The organism is Bradyrhizobium sp. BR13661, assembly GCF_029892425.1.
Lineage (GTDB): Bacteria > Pseudomonadota > Alphaproteobacteria > Rhizobiales > Xanthobacteraceae > Bradyrhizobium.
Genome location: NZ_JARXWB010000031.1, coordinates 67,408 through 88,999 on the forward strand (window position 1 = coordinate 67,408; position 21,592 = coordinate 88,999).

Here is a 21,592-nt window from a genome sequence, read left to right on the forward strand (position 1 = left end):
CGCCGCCGCGCCCGTTGCAGATCCATCGGACACAGAGACATGAAAGCACTCACCTTCAACCGTTATGGCAAAGCCGATCAGCTTGCGTTCATCGATACGCCGCAGCCGACGCCGAAGCCGGATGAAATTCTGGTTCAGGTCCACGCAGCCGGCTTGAATCCGATCGACAACATGATTCCGAAAGGAACATTCAAGCCGATCCTGCGCTTTCGGCTTCCGGCCACGTTAGGCAGCGATCGGACCAGGCAAAGGACGCCCTCGGCTACCTTGCGAAAGGCAGGGCCAAGGGAAAAGTCGTTGTCCAGATGAGGTGAGGTCACCCCACGCTCATTCCGCCAGCTGAAACCGCTCAAAACGATCGAGCTCTTCCTCGATCTTCTGCTTCAATTCTTTGCGCCCCGCCGTCCTCTTGCCCTGCCCGAGCCAGGTCCACTTCTGCATCAGCAGCTTCTTCGCCTGCCGGTCGGCCTTGAGGTCGAGCGCGGCGACGATCTCGTCGCCGACCAGCACGGGCAGCGCGAAATAGCCGAGCTTGCGCTTGGCCTTCGGCACATAGGCCTCGAACAGATGATTGTAGCCGAAGATGAGATTGGTGCGCTTGCGCTGGATGATCAGCGGATCGAACGGCGAGAGGATGTGGACGAGATCCGGCGACACCTCATGCGGCTCCAGCAGCTCGGGCGCCGCCCAATGCTCCTGCTTGCCGGCGCCCTCGATCGCGACGGGAACGAGCTCACCGCGGCGGACGCGCGAGGCGATGAGGCCAGCCACCGCCTTCTTGCTCGGCGCATCGAGATGACAAATCGAATCGAGACTGACGACGCCTTGCGCGCGCAGCGCGCGGTCGAGCAGATAGGCCGTGATCTCCTTCGCTGACGCCGGCCTGGGCAACTTGTCCCAGCCGAAATGCCGCGTCATCAGATCATAGGTCTTGAGCATACCCTGGCGCGCGCTGATGGTCGCGACGCCGGTGTAGAAGGCCAGCTGCAGCGCCCGCTTCGACGGCTTGCGGCTTTGCCAAAGATGCTCCTTCTCGGTGAGCACGTCGTCCTCGATATCGCGGATCGTCAGCGGGCCGGCGCGGAGCAGCCGCATCACCTTGCGCGTGTCGGCTGGCGTCACCGAGGCATACCATTTGTGCCCCTCGCGCTTGTGCTCGCGCATCGCCGGCAGGAAGAAGCGAAAATCATTCGACGGTACATAGGACAGTGCATGGGTCCAGTACTCGAACACGCTTTTGTCGACGCTCTGGGCATCGCGCAGGTCGGCGCGGCGGTAGGACGGGATGCGGCTGAACAGGATATGGTGATGACAGCGCTCGATCACGTTGATGGTGTCGATCTGCACATAGCCGAGATGGGTGATCGCATCAGCGACGGCGCTTGCGCCCTCCCCGAACGGTTCGCGCGTATCGAGACGCTGGGCGCGCAGCCAGATCTGCCGGGCCTGTTTCGTCGGGAGCGGAAGGGGTTTTGGTGCGCGGGGCATTGCGGGAGGCAATGTAGCGGGATTCGCGCCAAGAGAAAGAACGGCAAGACGAGCAACGGGGCAAAGAAAAGCCGCACTGCCATCTGCTGACAGCGCGGCTAAATGGTACGGCCGAGGCCTACTTCATCATCATCGCCTTCTGCGCCTTCATGTAATGCATGCAGGCGCCCTTCATCTTGCCCATGCTCATGTCCGTGTTGGCCATGGCCATTTCCTTGTTCATGGCCACCTTGGCGGGGGTGTCGGCCGTGCCGGTCATCATGGCCGTCGATTTCATCATGTTGTCGCTGGTGCACGCCATCATCGCGGCGGATGCGGGCGAAACTGAAAGAGCGAACGCGACAAAGGCTGCGGTGGTGAGCAAGGTCTTCATCGAAAAGTCTCCTGAAGTAAAACGAAACCGGCGTCATGCCGGCCTTCGCAACTACGTATTCTCTCGCGACAATGTTTCGCGGAGAAGAAAATTTTCTTGCTGCAATGCGAAGCTGAACGGCGTTAGCGGCCGCCCTTCGGCGCCTTGGGCCGATCGCTGAGGCTGCCGGTGGCGATGTCGGGCTCACACGAGGCCCTGCCCCGCCCCTCCGCCTGGCAGCGATAGACGCTGCCGGTGAGACGGTCGACCAGCCACATGTTCTCGTCGGTCGGACCTTCGAGGCCGGTATAGCGGGAGGTCAGCCCCGTGATCAGCGTCGAGAGCAGGATCGCCACCGCAATCATCGCCGCGCCGATATAGATGGGCATGGCATTCAGAGACACGGTCCGATCCGGCGGGCCATTGCGATAGAATTGATAATCACTTGGCCTCGGCACTGGACGGAACTCGGCTCCCTCGTCGGTTGGTGGTGAAGGGTTCTGCTAGGCGGCCATCTGGCCGATTTCTTGTTCGCCAGCAGGCCAAGCGGCGACCGCTTTGCGACGATCGATGTGCGCGGGTTTCTGACACAAGGCAGCCGGAACCGCGCCCCGCGCGTCGTGGTTCACCAGATCAGCGCCCGAACAGGCCGCCCACCATGTGGCCCAGGATGGCGCCACCCAAGCCGTTGTCAAAGCCGCCGCCGCCTTCGCCGCTGTAAGAGCGACGGCTGCCGCCGCTGGAGGCGCGACGACGCACGGGTTCGTCGTCGGAGTCGTCGGACTTGGCGCGGGCCGCTTTCGTGACCGCCGGACGATCGGCCACAGCAGGGGCGTTCCGTGTGGTCGTGGCGGAAGCGCCCTTGATCGCAGCGATGCGGGCCAGCGCCAGAGATTTGAAGGTGCCGTTCGGATAGCTCGTCAGGTAAGCGTTGAGCTCCTCGACCTTGTTGCTGTCCTTGACCGAGCGCCAGAACTCGAGTTCGACATCGCTGGCCTGGGCCACGACGACCGGCGCGGCAGCGGCAGAAGCCGCAGGCGTCGCGGTCGGATTGAGATAGACGGCGCCGGTGAGATTGGTGTGGCCCCAGGGCAGCTGCGTCCTGTTGGTCTCGTAATTGACCTGGGCGCGGACCTTGGTCATGGCCTGCTGGATCTCGACGCCGGGGGACGCGATGTTGGAGACCAGCGCGCGGGTGAACGGGCTGTTCGCGCCCGCTTCACCATCGAGCGCGGTCTGGCCCGGACCGGTCGCAAACGCGATCAGCGTACCTTCGCCAGACTTCATCTCGGCAAGCCCACTCGACACCGTGACTGAGCGTGTCGCCTTGGCGGAACGGATCTTTGCGGCGAAAGGATTGTCGCGGCAGGCGTCAAGGAACACCAGCTTGACCTTGGCATCCGCCATGGTCTGCTCCAGCGTGAGATCGACGTTGATTGCCGCGCCGAGCTTGACGTCCATCTCGGATTTGAGGTCGGCATCGACAGGCAGCAGATAATTGGTGCCATTCACCGCGATGCCGTGGCCGGCATAAAAGAACAGCGCCACATCGGCACCTTCGCTCTTCTTGCCGAATTCGATCAGCTTGGCGGTCATGGCGTCGCGGGTGAGGTTCGCACCCTCAACCACGTCAAAGCCGACACTGCGCAGCACCTGCGCCATCGACTTGGCGTCGATTGCGGGGTTGGGGAGCTGCGGGACATTCTGGTAGGCGGCGTTGCCGACCACGAAGGCGACGCGCTTGTCGGCGAGCGCAGCGTTGCCAGAGAAGACGAGGGCCGCGAGGGACATTGCCGCGATCAGGAAACGCATGATCTTTCCCCAGATCCAGAACCACCGATGCGCCGACTGTGGTCTCTTCCAGAGAGTCTGAATGTGACTTATATCACACAGAGGTCGCCACGGCTCCAAACCTGTATTGCGATGGGAACGACCACTGCTGTGCAGTCGGCGCCCAGCCCAAAAAGCGAAGCGTCGCCCCGAGAGCCTGCGAAAGTGCGCTAAACTGGTCCCGGAAGTCTCCGTGCCACCACCGTGACGAGGATCACATCGGAGCCTTTGAACCTAGCCTATGCTCGCAGCATCAAATCGCCATCAGGCGTCACAGCGAGGATACAACAATGACCCGTTTCAATAAGTTTTTTGGACTGAAGACCATCACACTCACGGCCGCGCTGTCGCTGACGGCAGGCCTGGCCTTCGCCGGCGACAACAACGTCTCGACCAGCCAGATCCTGGAGGCGTTGAAGCCGAAGGCGATCACCCGCGGCCTCTCCGCCGGTCCGCAGGTCGACCCGACCGCGCAGGCCAAGGAAGCGACTTTCCTGAGCACCGTGCGCAACCGGCAGACCCGTTCGCTCTCGACGGGCGAACGTGAGCAGATCGCCGAGCTCGCCTCGACCAAGCCGAACATCGATCTGGAGATCCAGTTCGACTACAACTCGGCCGACATCGCCAAGACCTCGGTGCCGTCGGTGCAGGCGCTCGGCAAGGCGCTGTCCGATCCGTCGCTCAAGGGCTCGACCTTCGTGGTCGCCGGCCACACCGATGCGGTCGGCACGGACGAGTACAATCAGGGCCTCTCGGAGCGTCGCGCCGACACCATCAAGAAGTACCTGGTGCAGAATTACGGCCTCAGCGGCGGCGATCTGGTCACCGTCGGCTATGGCAAGACCAAGCTGAAGGACACCGCCAACGGCGCCGACCCGATCAATCGTCGCGTCCAGGTCGTGAACATGGACACCAAGACGGCGTCGAAGTGATCTGAGACGTCATCGCGACAATCGACAAACCGCCTGCCGCGAAAGCGGCGGGCGGTTTTCCGTTGTCAGATCCAATTCTGAAACAGCATCAGCCGGTTGAACGTCTGCATCGACGTGCCGACGAAGGCGGCCGAGATCGGCAGCATCACGGCAAAGCCGATCGCCGCGACGCCGACATAGGCCCACAACGCCCAGCGCGGCAGCCCCTCTCTGCGCAGCGCATAGACCAACGCCAGCGAGGCTGTGGTCGCGGCCGGCAGATAATAGTAGATGAAACCCAGTGTACGGGGCAGCAGCGCCCAGGCGAGCCAGGGACCAAAATAGAACGCGGCGATCAAGAACGCATTCCAGCGGCGCGCGACGATGAAGTCACGCAACACAACCGCAAGCGCGAGCAGCGCCGGCCACAAAACCAGCGGATTGCCGAGGAACACGATCGCCGCAACGTTGTCGTCCGTGGTCTTGTCGAACAGGAACCACACCGGACGCGCGAGCAGCGGCCAGGATGGCCACGAGCTCATATAGGTGTGACCGGCGATCGCGGTGGTGGTGTTGTCGGCAAAGATCCGGCGCTGCGCCTCGATCAGGTCCGCCAGCGACAGGCCGTGCAGCGGAACGAAGGCAGCGACATACGTCACAGCCGGCAACAGCGCAAAGCAGAGCACGGCATGATGCGCCCTGAAGGTGGGCCAGAGATCGGGCCGATACCAGTCGGCTGGCTTTGCGTCGGCAAATAGCGTGCGCCAGCCCTGCATCAGGCGGATCACCGCAACGATGACGATGCAGACGCCGAGCGGAAACAGCCCGCTCCATTTGCAGGCAGCGGCGAGACCGAACAAACTGCCCGCGAGCGCGAACAGCGCCTGCGGCCGCTCCTTTCGAAAGCCATGCATGAAGGCGGCGATCGCAAGCAGACCGACGCCGAGCGCGAAGATGTCGAGCATCGCGATGCGCGCCTGCACGTAGAGCATCTGGTTGAACGCCGCGATCAGCGCCGCGGCGATCGCGGGCCCTTGCGCAGCGAACAGCGCAAGACCGCAGAGATAGATCGCGACGATTGCGAGCGCGCCGAACAGCGTTCCCGGATAGCGCCAGCCGAACGCATTGTCGCCGAATGCTGCGATCGATGCTGCGATCAGCTCTTTCGCCAGCGGCGGATGCATCGGATTGAGCATCGGCTCCGAGGGCGCAGCGCCCAGCATCTGCCGCGCCGCCGGCACATAATGCACCTCGTCGAAAACGAATTTGTCCGGCGTTACCAGCCCGACCAACAGTGCGAAATGGCTAGCTAGGAAGATTGCGACAGCGATCACTGCGCTTCGCGACGTCATCGGAACCGCATGTGCCTGGAGCGACGGCTGTGGGGCTATTTTACGTGGCAAATCTGCGTCACCGCGAATAAAAAATAACTCAGCCGCTCCATTGAACGCATTCTGCCGCAACTGTCACTAAGCTAACGCTCGTCTCGCGCCGCTTGTGACAATTCTGCCACCACAAACGTGTGCGATCCAGTACGATCAGGGACCTCGACCGGTTACGAAATGAATTTGCGTTTTCTGCTGTTCCCCACACTGCTGTCGATCGCACTCTGCGCAGCGCCTTGCGCGCAGGCCCAGACGCGCGTCGGCGAAGCCGTCCTCGTCCAGAACGAAGTGGTGCGCGTGGCTGCGAGCACGACGCCGATCAATGTCGGCGACAGCATGCTGCGCGACGAGACCGTGCGCACCGGCGCCGACAGCGCGGCGCGCTTTGTCATGGCCGACAGCACCAATCTGTCGCTCGGGCCGAGCGCGACGCTGAAGCTGGACCGCACCGTCTTCAACGACGAGCACAGCTATCGCGACGTCGCGATCCGTATGGCCACCGGCGCATTCCGCTTCGTCACCGGACATTCGGAGAAGACCGCCTACAAGATCACGACGCCACTCGCGACCATCGGCGTTCGCGGCACCACGCTCGACATCCTGTCACAGCGCGGTCGCTCCGTCGTCGTGCTGCAGGAAGGCGCCGCCAGCGTGTGCACGCTGAACTTCCAATGCGTTCAGCTCACCCAGCCCGGCGACACCGCGGTCATCACCTCGACCGGCGGCAAGGTCTCGATCACCAAGACCAACACGCCGCCCTGGACTTTCGCGGCCAATTGCGCCGCCAATGCCGGGCTGTGCGCCGTCAACCAATATGCCGACGCCTCGCCGACCATTACGCCAGCCGTCCCTGACGACGGCATGCTGTGCGGGCGCTGAGAATGGTGGATCCCGGGTTGAAGAGGCTTGTCCTGGCCGGCGTATTGGCCGCTGCCGCGACGCTTGCACTGTTCGCATTCAACACGCCACCAGCTGCCGCGGCCTCCTGCGAGCCCGAATGCGGCACCCCGAATCCCCATCCATCACCCAGCCCCTATCCGTCGCCGAGCCCAATCCCGAGCCCGTCATCGAGCCCGACGCCGACCGGCTCCGATTCCAGCGGCAACTCGGTCAGCGGCCTCGCCAACCAGCGCTTCAACCAGATGATCACCAATCGGGTGCTCGGCACGGTGCTGCTCGGCGTCAACGAGCAGGTCAATTGCAGCGACTGCGTCAGCGCGTTCGGCTCGGCCGGCTCGTTCTCCGCCGGCATCCACGGCCGCAAGGAGCTCACCAACAATCTGTCGCTGCTCGCCGGCCTCGCCTACACGCAATATAACGAAGGCGGCTACCACATCACCAGCGCGCCGATCGGCGCCTTCGCGCTGCGCTACGACTTCACTGATTGGGGCTCGTCGCGTCCGTTCTTCGACGTCGGCACGATCCTGACACCGTGGGAGAAGGCGCGCTACACCCGCAGCTACAATACCAGCCTGGGTCCGGTGAGTGTGACGAGCTCGACCGACGCGTCCAATTATGCGGTCTATGGCCGCGCCGGCTGGATGAGCCGACTGTCACCGCGCGACGAAGTCGCGGCCTCCATCGAGGTCTGGCAACTCTGGCAGCGCGTGTCGGGTTACGCGGACAGTGCAGTCGCATTCAATCCGTTCGACGCCAGCATCGCAACCGGCACCGACCGCACCAGCTTGGTCAAGATCGGCGGCCAGTGGACACATCTGTTTGCCGGCAACGTCGAGACCAACATCAATGGCGGCTGGGTGCAATCATTCGCCAGTCACAGCGGCATCGTCGCCACCGTGACCGGCGACGGCACGGTGGTGCCGACGATGGGCAACCAGGGCTGGTTCGAATATGGCGGCCGCCTCGGCTTCCGCGTGCAGAAAGGCTGGGTCGTCGATCTCTTCGCCAATGGCACGCTGGGTCCGCAGCCGGTGGGGAATACCATCCATGGCGGCGTCGGGCTGCGGATCAACTACTAGGGGCGCGGTTCGCGCGCCTCAAACGCGCGCCGCAGCACCTCAACATCCAGCTTCACCATCTTCATCATGGCTTGCCAAGCACGGGCCGCTGCGGCCTTGTCGGGGCTCGACAGGAAGTCGAACATCACCTTCGGCACCACCTGCCAGGCCACGCCCCAGCGATCTCTCAGCCAACCACACTGCTCTTCCTTGCCGCCATGCGCGAGGAACGCGTTCCAGACGCTATCGACCTGAGCCTGGTCGTCGCAATGGATCATCAGCGAGATCGCGTGCGTGTACTCCATCGTCATGCCGCCGTTGAGCGCAACCAGGGGCTGCCCGGCCACGGTGAACTCGACGACGAGCACGGAATTCTCCTTGCCCGAGGGGCCGTCCGCAACATTGCGCTGGACGTTGGTGATCGCCGAATTCGGCACGAGCGAGACGTAGAACTTCGCGGCCTCCTCGGCATCGCCGTTGAACCACATGCAGGGCACGAGCCTGGACATTGCGAGTACTCCTCTTCAGATGTCGCTCAGGCGTTCGCCATAGCGGGCTTCGCGGGCATGGCTGCCATGTCGAGCCAATTCACCCCCCACATGTGACCATCCGGATCCTCGAAGCTGCGGCCGTACATGAAGCCGTAGTCGTCAATCGGGCTGGGATCAGCCACTCCTCCCGCAGCCTCGGCCTTGCCGACGATCCCGTCGACCTCGTTCCGGTTGTCGGCGGACAGGCAGAACAGCGCCTGGTTCGAGGTCTTTGCATCCGCGATCGGCTTTGGCGTGAAGTGACGGAATTTGTCGTGGGTCGTCAGCATTACGTAGATGGCTTCGGAAAAGACCATGCAGCTCGCGGTGTCATCGCTGAATTGTGGGTTCCTGGTACCGCCGATCGCCTCGTAAAAGGCGGTCGCACGCTTGAGGTCGGTCACCGGCAGATTGAGAAAAAACATCCTGGCCATCGGAAGCTCCTTGGGCGGGGTTCTGCCCAAGGACGGATAGCCCGACAGCCATCCGACATCGCTTCCGGACTTTTTCTAACAGAGGCCTCCGTGGTTCTGCCGCACGGGAACCAGGCCGTCCCGCGGCCGCTCTTACTTCTTCTCGTTGGGATCCCGGTGCACCGGGTCGATCCACAGCACGGTCTCGGGCTTCTCGACAGGCTCGATGTCGAGGTTGATCGCAACCGCCTCGCCATCGCTGCGCACCAGCACGCATTCCAGCACCTCGTCCGGGCTGGCGTTGATTTCCTGATGCGGCACGTAAGGCGGCACGAAGATGAAATCGCCGGGACCGGCTTCCGCGGTGAATTGCAGGCTCTCGCCCCAGCGCATTCGCGCCTTGCCCTTCACGACATAGATGACGCTTTCGAGATGGCCATGGTGATGTGCGCCGGTCTTGGCATCCGGCTTGATGCTGACCGTGCCCGCCCACAATTTCTGCGCGCCCACGCGCGCGAAATTGATCGCGGCCGCACGGTCCATGCCTGCTGTCGACGGCACGTTGGTATCGAGCTGATTGCCGGGAATGACGCGCACGCCGTCATGTTTCCAGCGATCATCGTGATGATCGTGGTCATGGTGGGAGTGGCTATGATCATGGCCGGTCATTGGTCTTGCTTTCTGTTGGTTCCGTGCGCCGCAAGCTAGCCAAAGCCGCGACCTCTAGCCATACCAAAAAAGGAACTCTCATAGCCGCCGGACGTTGTTATCGCGAGCAAACTGGAAGGAGAGTTTCATGGGTAGCACGAACGACAAGATCAAGGGCACCGCCAACGAAGCGATCGGCAAGGCCAAGCAGGGCATCGGTGAAGCCACCGGTTCCGATCGCCTGAAAGGCGAAGGCGTCGTCCAGGAGGTGAAGGGCAAGGGCCAGAAGGCCATGGGCGATGCCAAGGACGCCGCCAAGGAAGCGATTGATCGCGCTGCTGGTGCCGCACGTCGCGCGGCCGAGTAAACCGGCGTGAATCTGAAAGCGAAAAGACCGGCCTCAGGGCCGGTCTTTTTGTTGATATCGATTTGTCTCCGTCATGGCCGGGCTTGACCCGGCCATCCACGTCTTGGCCATGTGTAGAAAAAACGTGGATGCTCGGGACATCTAGCGCGAAGACGCGCTTCGCGCTTTTGCCCGGGCACGACGATCAAAAGTCACTTCACCCCGAGCAATTCCACATCGAACATCAATGTCGCGTTCGGCGGGATCACGCCGCCAGCGCCGCGCGCGCCGTAGCCGAGCTGCGGCGGGATGATCAGCGTGCGCTTGCCGCCGACCTTCATCGTCGCGACGCCCTCGTCCCAGCCGGCAATGACACGGCCCTTGCCGATCGGGAATTCGAACGGCTCGTTGCGATCGACCGAGCTATCGAACTTCTTGCCCTTCTGGCCATTCTCGTAGAGCCAGCCGGTGTAGTGCATCACGCAGATCTGGCCGGGCTTCGGCGAAGCGCCGGTGCCGACAACGCTGTCGATAGTCTGCAAGCCTGAAGCTGTGGTCATGGTCTTTCCTGCGGTCTGGGCCGAGGCCGTGGTGGAAACGAAACCGGACACGCCGCCGATCACGGTGATCGTGAGTGCCGACATGATAGCGAGAAGTGCGCGCTGGAAACGCTGCATAGAACACCTTCCGTTTGAGGCGGGAGGTGTCTAGCGCAACGAGGGGGCGGTTTCCAGCCGTAACCTTTGCAGTTTTGCGTCTCGCTCAGTAGCCGAGCGCGCAGCCGTCCTTGCGTGGGTCCGAACCACCGGTCAGCGTGCCCTTGTCCCAGTCGATCCAGATCGCCTGGGCGCCGCCGAGTGGGCCGACCACGCTGGTGGTCTTGTGGCCGAGCTTCCTGAGACCCTCGACGATATCCGCCGGGACGCTGTCCTCGAGCTGATACTGGCCCTCGTAGTGCAGGCCACGCGGCATATCGATCGCCTCCTGCACGTCGCAGCCATAGTCGAGGATGTTGGTCACGACGTGGGTCTGCCCGGTCGGCTGGTACTGTCCGCCCATCACCGCGAACGGCATCACCGAGCGACCGCCCTTGGAGAGCAGGCCCGGCATGATCGTATGCAGCGGACGCTTGCCACCCTCGATGCAGTTCGGATGGCCCGGCTGGATGCGGAAGCCGCCGGCGCGGTTCTGCAGCAGCACGCCGGTCTTGTTCGAGACGATGGCCGAGCCGAAGGAATGCGCGACCGAGTTGATGAACGAGCAGACGTTGCGGTCCTTGTCCACCACCGTGATGTAGATGGTCGAGGGATTCATCGGCGGCGCGACGTTCGGCAGGTCGAGCATGCCGTCCATGCGGATCTTGCCGATGTACTCGTCGGCAAAGCCCTTTTCCAGCATCTCGGCGACGTTGATCTTCATGTGATCGGGAGAGGCGACATGCATCTCGCGATTCATGTAGGCGATGCGCGCGGCCTCCGCCTCGAGGTGGAAACGCTCGACGCTGAGCGGCGCATATTTGGTGAGGTCGAAGCGCGACAGGATGTTGAGCATCAACAGCGCGGTAACACCAGGGCCGTTCGGCGGGCACTGCCAGACGTCGTAGCCCTTATAGGTGGTCCCGATCGGCGTCGTGGTCTCGGTGGTGTGCGCGGCGAAATCGTCGAGCGTGTGCAGGCCGCCGATACCGCGCAAGGTCTCGACCATGTCTTCCGCAATCGCGCCCTTGTAGAAGGCATCGCGGCCGTCCTTGGCGATCGCACGCAGGGTCTTGCCGAGCTCGGCCTGGCGGATGACGTCGCCGGCGACCGGCGGCTTGCCGCCCGGTAGGAGGTAACGCGCCGTGTTGGTGCCGTTCTTCAGCTTCTCGAACTGGTTTTTCCAGTCGAAGGCGATGCGGGGGGCAACGACATAGCCTTCTTCCGCCGCCTTGATCGCCGGCTGCAGCAGCCGGTCGAAGCCGAACTTGCCGTGATCGCGCAGCACGGTTGCGAAACAGTCGATCACGCCGGGGATCGACACCGCATGCGCCGAGGTCAGCGGCACGGAATTGATCTTGCGCTCGAGATACCAATCGGCGTTGGCCGCCTTCGGTGCCCGGCCGGAACCGTTATAGGCGATGATCTTGCCCTCGCCGCGCGGCTGGATCAGCGCAAAACAGTCGCCGCCGATGCCGGTCGACTGCGGCTCGATCACGCCGAGCATGGCCGACCCCGCCACCGCCGCGTCCACCGCCGTACCGCCTTCGCGCAGCACTTCAATCGCGGCGAGCGACGCCTGCGGATGCGAGGTCGCCACCATCGCGTTGGTGGCGTGAACCGTGGACCTGCCGGGGAAATGGAAGTTTCTCATCGAAGTTTTGCTCTCTTGGGCGTCTAGGCTTAAGTCTCGGGGCGCGGGCCGCGCCATCTCGGAAAACCGGGCCTACATGACACATTCCGGCCCGCCGGGGCAATGCTGGCATACCAGGGAAATGGCTGCCATCCGCCAGGGGTATAGACCCTCATCAACCTTCGACCGTGCGGGTTTTCTGGGCGGGGCCCGCCTGCTAAACGAGCCGCCATGACTTCAAAGAATCTGGTCACCAAGGTCTGCGCCTTCTACCAATTCGCCGCCCTGCCCGATTACCGCGAACTGCGCGAACCGCTGCGCGCGTTCTGTGCCGGCCTGTCCCTGAAGGGCAGCGTGCTGCTGGCCGAGGAGGGCATCAACGGCACGATCGCGGGCGCGCCTGAGGCGATCGACGCATTTGCCCATGAACTCGCGCACGGGGCGATGTTCGGCGGACGGCTGAACAATCTCGAGCTGAAATGCTCGACCGCGGAAGCCATGCCGTTCGGCCGGCTCAAGGTGCGGCTGAAGAAGGAGATCGTCACACTTGGCGACGCGGCCGCCGATCCGACACGGCAGGTCGGCACCTATGTCGATGCGAACGACTGGAACGACCTGATCGCCTCACCCGACATGCTGGTGATCGACACCCGCAATGCTTTCGAGGTGGCGATGGGGACATTCGAGGGGGCGGTCGATCCTGAGATCAGGAGCTTTGGCCAGTTCAAGGATTTCGCCGCCGAGAAGCTCGATCCTGCAAAACACCGCAAGATCGCGATGTTCTGCACCGGCGGCATCCGCTGCGAAAAGGCGAGCGCGCATCTGCTGGCGCGCGGCTTTGCGGAGGTGTACCACCTCAAGGGCGGCATTTTGAAGTATCTGGAAGACGTGCCAGAAGCGCAGAGCCGCTGGCGCGGGGAATGCTTCGTGTTCGATGAGCGCGTCGCGCTCGGTCACGGCTTGCGCGAACGAGACAAGGGGCACGCAGGTGACGAATGAGATCAAGGCGCTCACTGAGCGCATCGACGCACTGGAGACACGCCTCGCCTATCAGGATGACACCATCGAGACGTTGAACCAGACCATCACCGCGCAGTGGAAGCAGATCGATGCGCTGACCCGAAAGGTCGCAGAGCTTGGCGAGCGTTTGCAGGAAACCGAGACCAATGCGCCGGGTCCGGCCAACGAGCGGCCGCCGCACTACTGAACGCGATGACTGACCTGATGCCTTATTGGCCGGACGCTTTGGCCATCAGGGTCATGATCTCGCCGGACATCATGAGCCTGTCGCGGCCGGCATCCTTGGCGGCGTAGAGCGCGCGGTCGGCGGCCTCCACCAGCGAGCCCGAGCCGGCAGTTCGTTCCACCGCCGGCCGGCAGGCCGCGCCGCCGACGGAAGCGGTGACGCATGGCCCCGCCGGATTGGAGGCGTGAACCAGACCCGCATCGTGGATGGCGCTGCGGATCCGCTCGCCGACGCGGGCGCAGCCGGCGGCATCGGTATTCGGCAGCAGCATGGCGAATTCCTCGCCGCCATAGCGGGCGGCGAGATCGCCGACGCGCTGCACCTCGTCCGCAATGATCTTCGCGACCACCCGCAGGCAGGCGTCGCCGGCGGGATGGCCATATTCGTCGTTGTAGGCCTTGAAGTGATCGACGTCGATCATCAGCAGGCCAAGGCTTGAGCGGTCGCGATAAGCGCGCGCCCACTCCTCCATCAGCCGCTCGTCGAAGCGGCGGCGGTTGGCAAGCCCGGTGAGGCTGTCCTCGATCGCGAGCGTCTCGAGCCTTGTCTCGAGTTGCTTCTGCTCGGTGATGTCGCGCGAGATCGCAACCACGCCGTCGACACTGCCGTTATCCTTGCGCGTCACGCGCATGGTCGATTCCAGCCAGACCTCGGACTTCTGCCGGTGCACGTTTCGATAGGTGACGCGCGCTTCTTCCGTATCGCCACGCTTCATGGCCTCGATGATGGCCTGGACATGCGGCCGGTCCTCGGGATGGATGCCGGCAAGCGCCTCCGTGCCGATCAGCTGGTTGGCACGCCAGCCGACCACGCGGTTGGACGACGGCGAGACGTAGCGCAGCCGCTCGTCGAGCCCGATGCGGGTGACCATGTCGCTGGAGCCTTCCGCGAGCAGGCGGAAATGCGCCTCCTTCTCGATCAGAGCGGCCGCCATGCGCTGGCCTCGCTGCAGCTGCCGCACCAGCACCGAGCCGATGATGGCGATCAGCATCACCAGCGCCAGCACGTAGAGCATGCGGGAGATCGCAGCAGTCCGCCAAGGTGCGAGCAGTTCGTCCTTGTCGACGGTGGCAAGCAGCACGAGCGGGTAACGGCCGCTGCGCTTGAAGAAGCTGACGCGCTCGGCGCCGTCCAGCGGCGATTTGAAATGATAGGCACCGCTCGGCCGTTGCAGGCTGGCATCGCGGAACAGCGGCGTATCGCCAACGTTGCGGCCGACGAACTTCTCGTTGTTCGGGTTGCGCGCGATGATCAGGCCATCGCCGTATATCAGAGTCACCGAGCTGTTGCGGCCGATCTCGAACTGCTCGTAGAAATGCGACAGATAGCGTGAGCCGATGGCCGCGAGCACCACGCCGCCGAAGCTGCCGTCGGGCTTGTTGAAGCGGCGCGACAGGGTGACGACCCATTCGCCATCCAGCAGGCTCTTCACCGGATGGCCGATAAAGGCCTCGCGATTGGGCGAGAGCTGATGGTGGCGGAAGAACGCGTCGTCGCTGAGCGTCGAGGCGATCGTGCCCGGCGCGGTCAGCCAGTTGCCCTGATCGTCGATGATGGCAAGGCTATGGACGCGCTCCATCGCCTTCTTGCGCGCTTCCAGCAGATTGCGCAGCTTCGCAATGGTGGCGGGATCGGCGCCGTCCATCTCCAGCCGGCTGACGACGCCGACGACCCCGGAATCCAGGAGATCAAGGCTGTCCTCGGCATGCTGCGTCAACGAGCGGGCGACGTTCGCCATCTCGGTCTCGGCACCCTTGAGCACCTGATCGCGCGCGGCCCATTCGCGCCAGCCACTGACGCCGAGGATCGCCACACAGGTGAGAACGACGAAAGCCGCCGCACGCAGCGGCAGGCGGCTCCATCCAGCTCTCTGTGAGGCGAGGTTCATGCGACAGAAATCTCCAATGGAGGGAAACTCTGCCGCTTCTGTTATTGAACCCTGAAGCGCCTGCGCGGATTCGCAGTCTCCCAGCGGTTTTCCCGTACTCCTACGGACCGGGGTTTCCGCAGATCACTAACGAGGTCTTAGCAACAGTATCGGAAACCGGCGACCGCTAGCTGAAGATCGCCTTAACCTTGTCCCAGAACGAGGGATTGTCGGCATCCGCGTCCGCCTTCGACGGCGTCGGCTGCGCGGCGCTAACGGGATCGGAGGCGGGAAAGGTATCTTCCAAGCCGGTGTCGAGCCTGGCGTGACGGTCGGCGGCGAGCGCTTCGCGCAGATCGTCGGCGTGCTTGTCGTGCGGCGCGGGATTGAATGTCTGGGCCATGGGATGTCTCCTCCATTGGCGGGGTCAACGCGGCGCAATTGCACTGGTTCCGCTGTTCCGCTTCCGCGCCCGGCGGTGTATCAGGAACCCAACTCTGCATCAGGATTGCCAGTGCCCCAGTCAAAGCCCTTCATCGACGTGCTCTCCGGCCAGCGGCAAGCCGTCCCGCCCATGTGGATGATGCGGCAGGCCGGCCGCTATCTGCCCGAGTATCGCGAGGTGCGCGCCAAGGCCGGCGGCTTCCTCGATCTCTGCTTCAATCCGGAGCTTGCCGCCGAGGTCACGCTGCAGCCGATCCGCCGGTTCGGCTTCGACGCGGCGATCATCTTCTCCGACATTCTCGTGATCCCCTACGCGCTCGGCCGCTCGGTGCGCTTCGAGGTCGGCGAGGGTCCGCGGCTCGAGCCGCTGGATGATCCGGCCAAGGTCGCAACGCTGGCCGCGCAAGCCGACTTCGGCAAGCTCACGCCGGTGTTCGAGGCGCTCAAGATCGTGCGCGGCGCGCTCGATCCGAAGATAGCGCTGATCGGCTTCTGCGGCGCGCCGTGGACGGTTGCGACCTACATGGTCGCCGGCCACGGCACGCCCGACCAGGCGCCGGCGCGGATGATGGCCTACCGGCATCCGGAGGCGTTCGCTGAGATCATCGACGTGCTGGTCGAGAACTCGGTTCACTATCTGCTGGCGCAGCTCGAGGCCGGCGCCAACGCCTTGCAGATCTTCGACACCTGGGCCGGGGTGCTGCCGCCGGCCGAGTTCGCGCGCTGGTCCACCGAGCCGACGCGGCGCATCGTCGAGGGCGTGCGCGCCAAGGTGCCTGACGCGAAGATCATCGGCTTCCCGCGCGGGGCCGGCGCGCAATTGCCTGCTTACGTCGAGGCGACCGGCGTCAACGGCGTCAGCATCGACTGGACCGCGGAGCCTGCCTTCATCCGCGAGCGCGTGCAGAGCAAGGTCGCCGTGCAGGGCAATCTCGATCCGCTGGTGCTGATCACGGGCGGCGCGGCACTCGATCGCGCGATCGACAATGTGCTGGCGAACTTTTCGCAAGGGCGCTTCATCTTCAATCTCGGCCACGGCATCCAGCCGGAGACGCCGATCGCCCATGTCGAGCAGATGATCAAACGCGTGCGGGGCTGAAAACAAGCACCGCGAAAACAACCCCATGCACAGTAGGGATGGGGTTGAAAGATCTGACATTTTTCGGTCTTACCGAAATCTGCTTGCTCCGTCGGGCAAAACAGGCGCATAATGCCATCATCACCCGAGCGGCCATTGCGCACAGAGGCTGATGGGAGAGAACAGACCTGATCGGGAGAGAGGTCCCCGTCAGGCGAGGAAATCGCTGCGATTCACCCGGCTGAGCGAGGTTTCGAGCCGGAGATCGTCGCGCCTGATCTCTTCGACCGTCTCGAAGGTGAAACGGATGTGCTCGGCCGCCGCCGCTTCGGCCTCCTTGGTCTTGCCTGCGATCACCGCGTCCGCGAGCGCCAGATGTTGCTCCAGCAGCTGGTCGCGGACGCCCTCGCGCAGATAGAGCTGCGCACGGCTGTAGAAGATGTTGTTGCGCAAGAGGTCGGCAAGCGCGCGCATGACGTGGAGCAACACTACATTGTGGCTCGCCTCGTAGATCAGGAGATGAAGGTCCACGTCGGCGTCCCCCTCCTGGGTCGGATCTTCGAGCTTGTGGGCCTTTCGCATCCGATCGGCGCAATCCCGGATCGCCTGGCGATCGAGATCAGTGCCACGCAGTGCGGCAAAGCGGGCGGCGTGCGCCTCCTGAATCCTGCGAAATTCGAAATAGTCGGCCGTGACACGCGGCTTGTCCTGCAACAGCGTCGCCAGCGGCCGCAGCAGCGGCGACAGGAACTGGGCGACGAACGTCCCCGAGCGGGTGGTGGCGAGCAGCCCGCGCTTTTCGAGGATTTGCAGCGCCTCGCGCAGTGAGGGTCGCGATATTTCCAGCTTCTCGGCGAGATCGCGCTCAGCCGCGAGCTTTTCTCCGGGCCGCAACACGCCCTCGAGGATCAGCTTCTCGATGTGATCGGCCATCGCTTCCGCGACTTTCGGGGTCCGGACGACGTTGCTCAAGATGGCACCTATCCCTTTGGCAGAACGCGCAGATTCGTATTGCGAGTATGGGGCTTTCGCGATCTCGGTCAAGCATGCTCCCCACCATCCATATCAGATGAATAATATTTCCCAATTGACATCTGTGGTAAATTAATTTTACCAATTTCTATATAGGATAATATTTATGCCCAAGACCGTGAACCAGCGCGGCGGCGGATGAGGACAACGCGAGGAGATTTTCGTGGCGTGGACCCAGGCTTACGACCCCTTCAACAATCCATGGCTCTCGACCGCCGCGGCGGCGCTGCCGGTCATCGTGCTGTTGAGCGCGATTGCAATCTTCGAGATCAAGGCGCATTGGGCGGCGGCCATTGGCCTCGTCACTGCCCTCGGCGTTGCCGTGTTCGCGTTCGGCATGCCGGCGGGCATGGCCGGAATGGCCGCGATCTACGGCGCGGGCTTCGGGCTGCTGCCGATCGGCTGGATCATCATCAACATCATCTTCCTCTATCAGCTTCTGAACGAGAAGGGTGAGTTCGCGGTCCTGCAGCGTTCGGTCTCCTCGATCAGTGACGATCGCCGCTTGCAACTGCTCTTCATCGCGTTTTCGCTGGGTGCGTTCTTCGAGGGCGCCGCAGGGTTCGGCACGCCGGTTGCGGTCACCGCCGCGATGCTGATCGGGCTCGGCTTTTCGCCGCTCGCCGCGTCCGGCCTGTCGCTGATCGCCAATACCGCGCCGGTCGCCTATGGCGCGCTCGGCACGCCGGTGATCGCGCTCAGCGCGGTGACCGGCCTCGATCTCCAGGAGCTGAGCGGGATGATCGGGCGGCAGCTGCCGTTCTTCTCGCTGCTCGTGCCGTTCTGGCTGATCTGGGCCTTCGTCGGCTTCCGCCGGATGCTCGAGATCTGGCCGGCGATTCTGGTGGCCGGCGTCTCGTTCGCCGTTCCGCAATATCTGGTCTCGAACTTCCATGGCCCGTGGCTGGTCGACGTGATTGCCGCTGTGGTCTCCATGGCAAGCCTCGCGCTGTTCCTGCGCGTCTGGCGGCCCAAGCATGCGATGAAGGAGATGCCGGCGCGCTATGGCGCCCCGCTGTCCGGTGAGGCTCCCGCCGGCAGGACCACGAAGGCGGCTGTCGCCAAGGCATGGACTCCCTGGCTCATCTTTTCGGCCTTCGTCTTCGCCTGGGGCACGCCGCAGGTGAAGACCTGGCTCGACGGCGTCTGGGTGGCGAAGTTTCCCGTCCTCGGGCTGCACAACCTCGTGCAGAAAGCGCCGCCGGTCGTGGCCAAGCCTGTCGCAGAGGGCGCGGTCTATGTGCTCAATCTGCTCTCGGCGGCCGGCACCGGCATTCTCCTGTCGGCGATCATCTCGGGCCTGCTGGTCGGCTACGGTCCGCTCGGTCTGATCCGGATGTATGCGCGCACGCTCTATCTGACGCGCTATTCGCTCGCGACCATCGCCTGCATGTTGGCGCTCGGTTTCGTCACCCGCTACTCCGGCACGGATGCCACGCTGGGGCTCGCCTTCGCCAAGACCGGGGCGCTCTATCCGTTCTTCGGCGCGCTGATCGGCTGGCTCGGCGTCGCGCTGACGGGGTCGGATACGTCCTCGAATGTGCTGTTCGGCGGCTTGCAGCGCATCAGCGCCGAACAGATCGGCGTCAGCCCGGTGCTGATGGCGGCGGCCAACAGCTCCGGCGGCGTCATGGGCAAGATGATCGATGCGCAGAGCATCGTGGTCGCGTCCACCGCCACCAAATGGTACGGCCACGAGGGCACGATCCTGCGCTTCGTCTTCTTCCACAGCTTCGCGCTCGTCGTTCTCGTCGGCGTCCTGGTGCTGGGCCAGGCCTATATCTGGCCGCTCAAGCTGCTCGTGCCCTGATCGGAGGCTGCCATGCGCTTGTCACAGTGTCACAATTTTCACGACTTCCGGCGGCTGGCGCGTTGCCGGCTGCCCGGGCCGATCTTCGATTACATCGACGGTGGGGCGGACGATGAGGTCACCCACCGCCGCAACACAGCGAGCTTCGAGCAATGCGACCTCGTACCCAACGTGCTGCGCGGCGTGCAAGAGGTCGACCTCTCGGTCACCGTCATGGGTCAGAAGCTTGCGCTGCCGTTCTATTGCTCGCCGACGGCCTTGCAGCGCCTGTTTCATCATCGGGGCGAGCGCGCCGTCGCTGCGGCCGCGGCGCGCTACGGCACCATGTTCGGCGTCTCCTCGCTCGGCACGGTCAGCCTCGAGGAGCTGCGCAAGGCCCATGATACGCCGCAGATCTATCAGTTCTATTTCCACAGGGATCGCGGCCTCAACCGTGCGATGATGCAGCGCGCCAAGGACGCCGGCGTCGAGGTGATGATGCTGACGGTCGACAGCATCACCGGCGGGAATCGCGAGCGCGACCTGCGGACGGGATTCAGCATTCCCTTCCGTCTCACGCTCGCCGGCATGCTCCAATTCGTGATCAAGCCGCAATGGGGCATCCAGTATGTCACCCACGAGAGATTCAGGCTGCCGCAACTGGATGAGCATGTCGACATGAGTGGTGGCGCGGTGTCGATCGGCCGCTATTTCAGCGAGATGCTGGATCCGTCGATGAATTGGGATGATGTCGCCGAGATGGTGCGAAGCTGGAACGGGCCGTTCTGTCTGAAGGGGATCATGTCGCCAGCTGATGCGCGCCGCGCGGTCGAGATCGGCTGCGCCGGGATCATCCTGTCGAACCATGGTGGTCGGCAGCTCGACGGTTCTCGCGCCGCCTTCGACCAACTCGCCGAAATCGTCGACGCCGTCGGCGATCGCATCGACGTGATGATGGATGGCGGCATCCAGCGCGGGACCCACATCCTGAAGGCGCTCTCGCTCGGTGCAAAGGCCGTCGGCCTTGGGCGATCCTATCTCTATCCGCTGGCGGCCGCCGGCCAGCCCGGTGTCGAGCGGGCCCTCTGCCTGTTGCGGGCCGAGCTCGAGCGCGACATGAAGCTGATGGGATGCACCTCACTCGGCCAACTCTCGCGCGCCAATTTGCGCTTCAAGTCGGCGGCGTGAAACGATGGCATCATTCCGCCGATCGTGAATTCGCAGGCCGTGATCGACCGGCCGACCCCAGGCCTTCGAGAATCTCTCGGGCACGCCTCATTGAAAAATCATGTGCCGCCCGATCGAAGGACGGGCTTGTCCGCATCATGTAGCCGTGGCGCCCCCCGGGAAAGATGTGCACTTCGACGTTGTCCATGCGCGCCGCTGCATCACGATAGGCCTGCAGCACTTCGGCCGGGGCGCGATTGTCCTCGTCGCCCCACATGAAGCAGACTTGCTCGCGGACCTCGGCAAGCTCGTGAAGATAGTCCAGCATCTGGGACCCGTGGCAGCAGATACCGACGGCATAGCCAAGCCGCTTCGGCCCGAGAATCGCATAGGGGCCGCCGTAGCAAAATCCCATGACCGCCGCCTGGCCGTTGAATTGCGGGATGGTGCCGAGGTGTCGCAAGGTGTCGATCATATCGTCCTCGCCGACCTTGATTTGCTCGAGGCGCGGCTGCGCGCGCTGGGCCGCACGCGGGTCGTTACGAGGCAGCGGGCCGGCCATCGAACGCCAGAACAGATCCGGCACTGCGACGATGCCCCCGTATGCCGCCAGCTCGTCGGCAATTGCGATCATGTCGGTATCCACGCCGTGGATAGCGGAGGCAAGCACGATGGCAGCGACCGGCTTTTCAGTCTCGGGCGCGACCAGATAGCAATCGAACGTGCCGCCTCCCTTCGCCCAAATCTTTCTGAACGTCCCATGCATTTAAGAGTTCGCCG

Annotated in this window: 24 protein-coding genes; 10 read left to right on the top strand and 14 right to left on the bottom strand. The window is 63.6% G+C overall.

The genetic code is table 11. The features are described from left to right. The first annotated feature begins 39 nt into the window (after positions 1-39). Positions 40-309, top strand: a complete 270-nt coding sequence (locus M2427_RS34340) for a hypothetical protein (protein ID WP_280711246.1) — start codon at positions 40-42, stop codon at positions 307-309. A gap of 18 nt (positions 310-327) precedes the next feature. On the opposite strand, the gene M2427_RS34345 is transcribed toward M2427_RS34340, so the two are convergent. The 4 genes from M2427_RS34345 to M2427_RS34360 all read right to left on the bottom strand — a co-directional run bounded on the left by M2427_RS34345 (position 328) and on the right by M2427_RS34360 (position 3,652). Further along, the gene (locus M2427_RS34345; protein ID WP_280711247.1) at positions 328-1,488 is read right to left on the bottom strand and encodes a crosslink repair DNA glycosylase YcaQ family protein; all 1,161 of its coding nucleotides are present in this window, start codon (positions 1,486-1,488) and stop codon (positions 328-330) included. Positions 1,489-1,606: 118 nt separating this feature from the next. Further along, a complete protein-coding gene (locus tag M2427_RS34350) occupies positions 1,607-1,861 on the bottom strand; it encodes a hypothetical protein (RefSeq protein WP_280711248.1) in 255 nt (84 codons plus the stop codon). Between the two features lie 122 nt (positions 1,862-1,983). Next, complete coding sequence (locus tag M2427_RS34355) at positions 1,984-2,229, bottom strand: hypothetical protein (protein WP_280711279.1); 246 nt, start codon at positions 2,227-2,229, stop codon at positions 1,984-1,986. Between the two features lie 244 nt (positions 2,230-2,473). Beyond that, positions 2,474-3,652, bottom strand: coding sequence for a caspase family protein (locus tag M2427_RS34360; protein WP_280711249.1), 1,179 nt, complete (start codon positions 3,650-3,652; stop codon positions 2,474-2,476). Between the two features lie 308 nt (positions 3,653-3,960). On the opposite strand from M2427_RS34360, the gene M2427_RS34365 reads away from it, so the two are divergent. Further along, on the top strand, positions 3,961-4,602 hold the full coding sequence (locus M2427_RS34365; protein WP_280711250.1) for an OmpA family protein: 642 nt from the start codon (positions 3,961-3,963) through the stop codon (positions 4,600-4,602). Between the two features lie 65 nt (positions 4,603-4,667). On the opposite strand, the gene M2427_RS34370 is transcribed toward M2427_RS34365, so the two are convergent. Next, entirely contained in the window at positions 4,668-5,933 is a 1,266-nt protein-coding gene (locus M2427_RS34370; protein WP_280711251.1) for a glycosyltransferase family 39 protein, read from the bottom strand. A gap of 210 nt (positions 5,934-6,143) precedes the next feature. Between M2427_RS34370 and M2427_RS34375 the strand changes: the two genes are divergently transcribed. Then, positions 6,144-6,845 carry a FecR family protein gene (locus M2427_RS34375; RefSeq protein ID WP_280711252.1) on the top strand — a complete coding sequence of 234 codons (702 nt, stop codon included), beginning with the start codon at positions 6,144-6,146 and terminating at the stop codon, positions 6,843-6,845. A 2-nt stretch (positions 6,846-6,847) separates the two neighbouring features. Then, complete coding sequence (locus M2427_RS34380) at positions 6,848-7,945, top strand: hypothetical protein (RefSeq protein ID WP_280711253.1); 1,098 nt, start codon at positions 6,848-6,850, stop codon at positions 7,943-7,945. Here M2427_RS34380 and M2427_RS34385 read toward each other — a convergent pair. The 3 genes from M2427_RS34385 to M2427_RS34395 all read right to left on the bottom strand — a co-directional run bounded on the left by M2427_RS34385 (position 7,942) and on the right by M2427_RS34395 (position 9,536). Further along, positions 7,942-8,433: a VOC family protein gene (locus M2427_RS34385; RefSeq protein ID WP_280711254.1), complete on the bottom strand. Its 492-nt coding sequence runs from the start codon at positions 8,431-8,433 to the stop codon at positions 7,942-7,944. The two genes, M2427_RS34380 and M2427_RS34385, sit on opposite strands and share 4 nt — an antisense overlap. A 26-nt stretch (positions 8,434-8,459) precedes the next feature. After that, positions 8,460-8,888 (bottom strand): VOC family protein, encoded by a 429-nt coding sequence (locus tag M2427_RS34390; protein ID WP_280711255.1) that lies wholly within the window; start codon positions 8,886-8,888, stop codon positions 8,460-8,462. A 132-nt stretch (positions 8,889-9,020) separates the two neighbouring features. Beyond that, positions 9,021-9,536 carry a cupin domain-containing protein gene (locus tag M2427_RS34395; protein ID WP_028134790.1) on the bottom strand — a complete coding sequence of 172 codons (516 nt, stop codon included), beginning with the start codon at positions 9,534-9,536 and terminating at the stop codon, positions 9,021-9,023. Between the two features lie 127 nt (positions 9,537-9,663). Here M2427_RS34395 and M2427_RS34400 point away from each other — a divergent pair, with 127 nt between their 5' ends. Further along, positions 9,664-9,882: a CsbD family protein gene (locus tag M2427_RS34400; protein WP_280711256.1), complete on the top strand. Its 219-nt coding sequence runs from the start codon at positions 9,664-9,666 to the stop codon at positions 9,880-9,882. Positions 9,883-10,073: 191 nt separating this feature from the next. On the opposite strand, the gene M2427_RS34405 is transcribed toward M2427_RS34400, so the two are convergent. Both M2427_RS34405 and ggt read right to left on the bottom strand, forming a co-directional pair. Then, the gene (locus tag M2427_RS34405; protein ID WP_280711257.1) at positions 10,074-10,538 is read right to left on the bottom strand and encodes an FKBP-type peptidyl-prolyl cis-trans isomerase; all 465 of its coding nucleotides are present in this window, start codon (positions 10,536-10,538) and stop codon (positions 10,074-10,076) included. 85 nt (positions 10,539-10,623) lie between these two features. Next, positions 10,624-12,210, bottom strand: coding sequence for a gamma-glutamyltransferase (gene ggt / locus M2427_RS34410; RefSeq protein WP_280711258.1), 1,587 nt, complete (start codon positions 12,208-12,210; stop codon positions 10,624-10,626). Positions 12,211-12,420: 210 nt separating this feature from the next. Between ggt and M2427_RS34415 the strand changes: the two genes are divergently transcribed. Together M2427_RS34415 and M2427_RS34420 are read left to right on the top strand one after the other, a co-directional pair. Further along, a complete protein-coding gene (locus tag M2427_RS34415; RefSeq protein WP_280711259.1) occupies positions 12,421-13,188 on the top strand; it encodes a rhodanese-related sulfurtransferase in 768 nt (255 codons plus the stop codon). Beyond that, on the top strand, positions 13,178-13,396 hold the full coding sequence (locus M2427_RS34420) for a SlyX family protein (RefSeq protein ID WP_280711260.1): 219 nt from the start codon (positions 13,178-13,180) through the stop codon (positions 13,394-13,396). Before M2427_RS34415 ends, M2427_RS34420 begins: the two co-directional genes overlap by 11 nt. 22 nt (positions 13,397-13,418) lie before the next feature. Here M2427_RS34420 and M2427_RS34425 read toward each other — a convergent pair whose 3' ends face one another. Further along, positions 13,419-15,323, bottom strand: coding sequence for a diguanylate cyclase (locus M2427_RS34425; protein ID WP_280711261.1), 1,905 nt, complete (start codon positions 15,321-15,323; stop codon positions 13,419-13,421). Between the two features lie 166 nt (positions 15,324-15,489). Next, positions 15,490-15,705: a hypothetical protein gene (locus tag M2427_RS34430; protein ID WP_280711262.1), complete on the bottom strand. Its 216-nt coding sequence runs from the start codon at positions 15,703-15,705 to the stop codon at positions 15,490-15,492. Between the two features lie 105 nt (positions 15,706-15,810). Between M2427_RS34430 and hemE the strand changes: the two genes are divergently transcribed. Beyond that, positions 15,811-16,845, top strand: coding sequence for a uroporphyrinogen decarboxylase (gene hemE / locus M2427_RS34435; RefSeq protein WP_280711263.1), 1,035 nt, complete (start codon positions 15,811-15,813; stop codon positions 16,843-16,845). A gap of 189 nt (positions 16,846-17,034) precedes the next feature. Here the strand turns inward: hemE and M2427_RS34440 are convergent, their stop codons facing one another. Further along, the gene (locus M2427_RS34440; protein ID WP_280711264.1) at positions 17,035-17,796 is read right to left on the bottom strand and encodes an FCD domain-containing protein; all 762 of its coding nucleotides are present in this window, start codon (positions 17,794-17,796) and stop codon (positions 17,035-17,037) included. A 223-nt stretch (positions 17,797-18,019) separates the two neighbouring features. Between M2427_RS34440 and M2427_RS34445 the strand changes: the two genes are divergently transcribed. Both M2427_RS34445 and M2427_RS34450 read left to right on the top strand, forming a co-directional pair. After that, entirely contained in the window at positions 18,020-19,666 is a 1,647-nt protein-coding gene (locus M2427_RS34445; protein ID WP_280711265.1) for an L-lactate permease, read from the top strand. 12 nt (positions 19,667-19,678) lie between these two features. Beyond that, positions 19,679-20,833: an alpha-hydroxy acid oxidase gene (locus M2427_RS34450; RefSeq protein WP_280711266.1), complete on the top strand. Its 1,155-nt coding sequence runs from the start codon at positions 19,679-19,681 to the stop codon at positions 20,831-20,833. Between the two features lie 10 nt (positions 20,834-20,843). On the opposite strand, the gene M2427_RS34455 is transcribed toward M2427_RS34450, so the two are convergent. Beyond that, entirely contained in the window at positions 20,844-21,578 is a 735-nt protein-coding gene (locus M2427_RS34455; RefSeq protein ID WP_280711267.1) for a dienelactone hydrolase family protein, read from the bottom strand. Positions 21,579-21,592 lie beyond the last annotated feature (14 nt).

Coding starts and splice junctions, on each gene's coding strand:
- M2427_RS34340 (WP_280711246.1), top strand. CDS start 40: ATGAAAGCACTCACCTTCAACCGTTATGGCAAAGCCGATCAGCTTGCG.
- M2427_RS34345 (WP_280711247.1), bottom strand. CDS start 1,488: ATGCCCCGCGCACCAAAACCCCTTCCGCTCCCGACGAAACAGGCCCGG.
- M2427_RS34350 (WP_280711248.1), bottom strand. CDS start 1,861: ATGAAGACCTTGCTCACCACCGCAGCCTTTGTCGCGTTCGCTCTTTCA.
- M2427_RS34355 (WP_280711279.1), bottom strand. CDS start 2,229: ATGCCCATCTATATCGGCGCGGCGATGATTGCGGTGGCGATCCTGCTC.
- M2427_RS34360 (WP_280711249.1), bottom strand. CDS start 3,652: ATGCGTTTCCTGATCGCGGCAATGTCCCTCGCGGCCCTCGTCTTCTCT.
- M2427_RS34365 (WP_280711250.1), top strand. CDS start 3,961: ATGACCCGTTTCAATAAGTTTTTTGGACTGAAGACCATCACACTCACG.
- M2427_RS34370 (WP_280711251.1), bottom strand. CDS start 5,933: ATGACGTCGCGAAGCGCAGTGATCGCTGTCGCAATCTTCCTAGCTAGC.
- M2427_RS34375 (WP_280711252.1), top strand. CDS start 6,144: ATGAATTTGCGTTTTCTGCTGTTCCCCACACTGCTGTCGATCGCACTC.
- M2427_RS34380 (WP_280711253.1), top strand. CDS start 6,848: ATGGTGGATCCCGGGTTGAAGAGGCTTGTCCTGGCCGGCGTATTGGCC.
- M2427_RS34385 (WP_280711254.1), bottom strand. CDS start 8,433: ATGTCCAGGCTCGTGCCCTGCATGTGGTTCAACGGCGATGCCGAGGAG.
- M2427_RS34390 (WP_280711255.1), bottom strand. CDS start 8,888: ATGGCCAGGATGTTTTTTCTCAATCTGCCGGTGACCGACCTCAAGCGT.
- M2427_RS34395 (WP_028134790.1), bottom strand. CDS start 9,536: ATGACCGGCCATGATCATAGCCACTCCCACCATGACCACGATCATCAC.
- M2427_RS34400 (WP_280711256.1), top strand. CDS start 9,664: ATGGGTAGCACGAACGACAAGATCAAGGGCACCGCCAACGAAGCGATC.
- M2427_RS34405 (WP_280711257.1), bottom strand. CDS start 10,538: ATGCAGCGTTTCCAGCGCGCACTTCTCGCTATCATGTCGGCACTCACG.
- ggt (WP_280711258.1), bottom strand. CDS start 12,210: ATGAGAAACTTCCATTTCCCCGGCAGGTCCACGGTTCACGCCACCAAC.
- M2427_RS34415 (WP_280711259.1), top strand. CDS start 12,421: ATGACTTCAAAGAATCTGGTCACCAAGGTCTGCGCCTTCTACCAATTC.
- M2427_RS34425 (WP_280711261.1), bottom strand. CDS start 15,323: ATGAACCTCGCCTCACAGAGAGCTGGATGGAGCCGCCTGCCGCTGCGT.
- M2427_RS34430 (WP_280711262.1), bottom strand. CDS start 15,705: ATGGCCCAGACATTCAATCCCGCGCCGCACGACAAGCACGCCGACGAT.
- M2427_RS34450 (WP_280711266.1), top strand. CDS start 19,679: ATGCGCTTGTCACAGTGTCACAATTTTCACGACTTCCGGCGGCTGGCG.
- M2427_RS34455 (WP_280711267.1), bottom strand. CDS start 21,578: ATGCATGGGACGTTCAGAAAGATTTGGGCGAAGGGAGGCGGCACGTTC.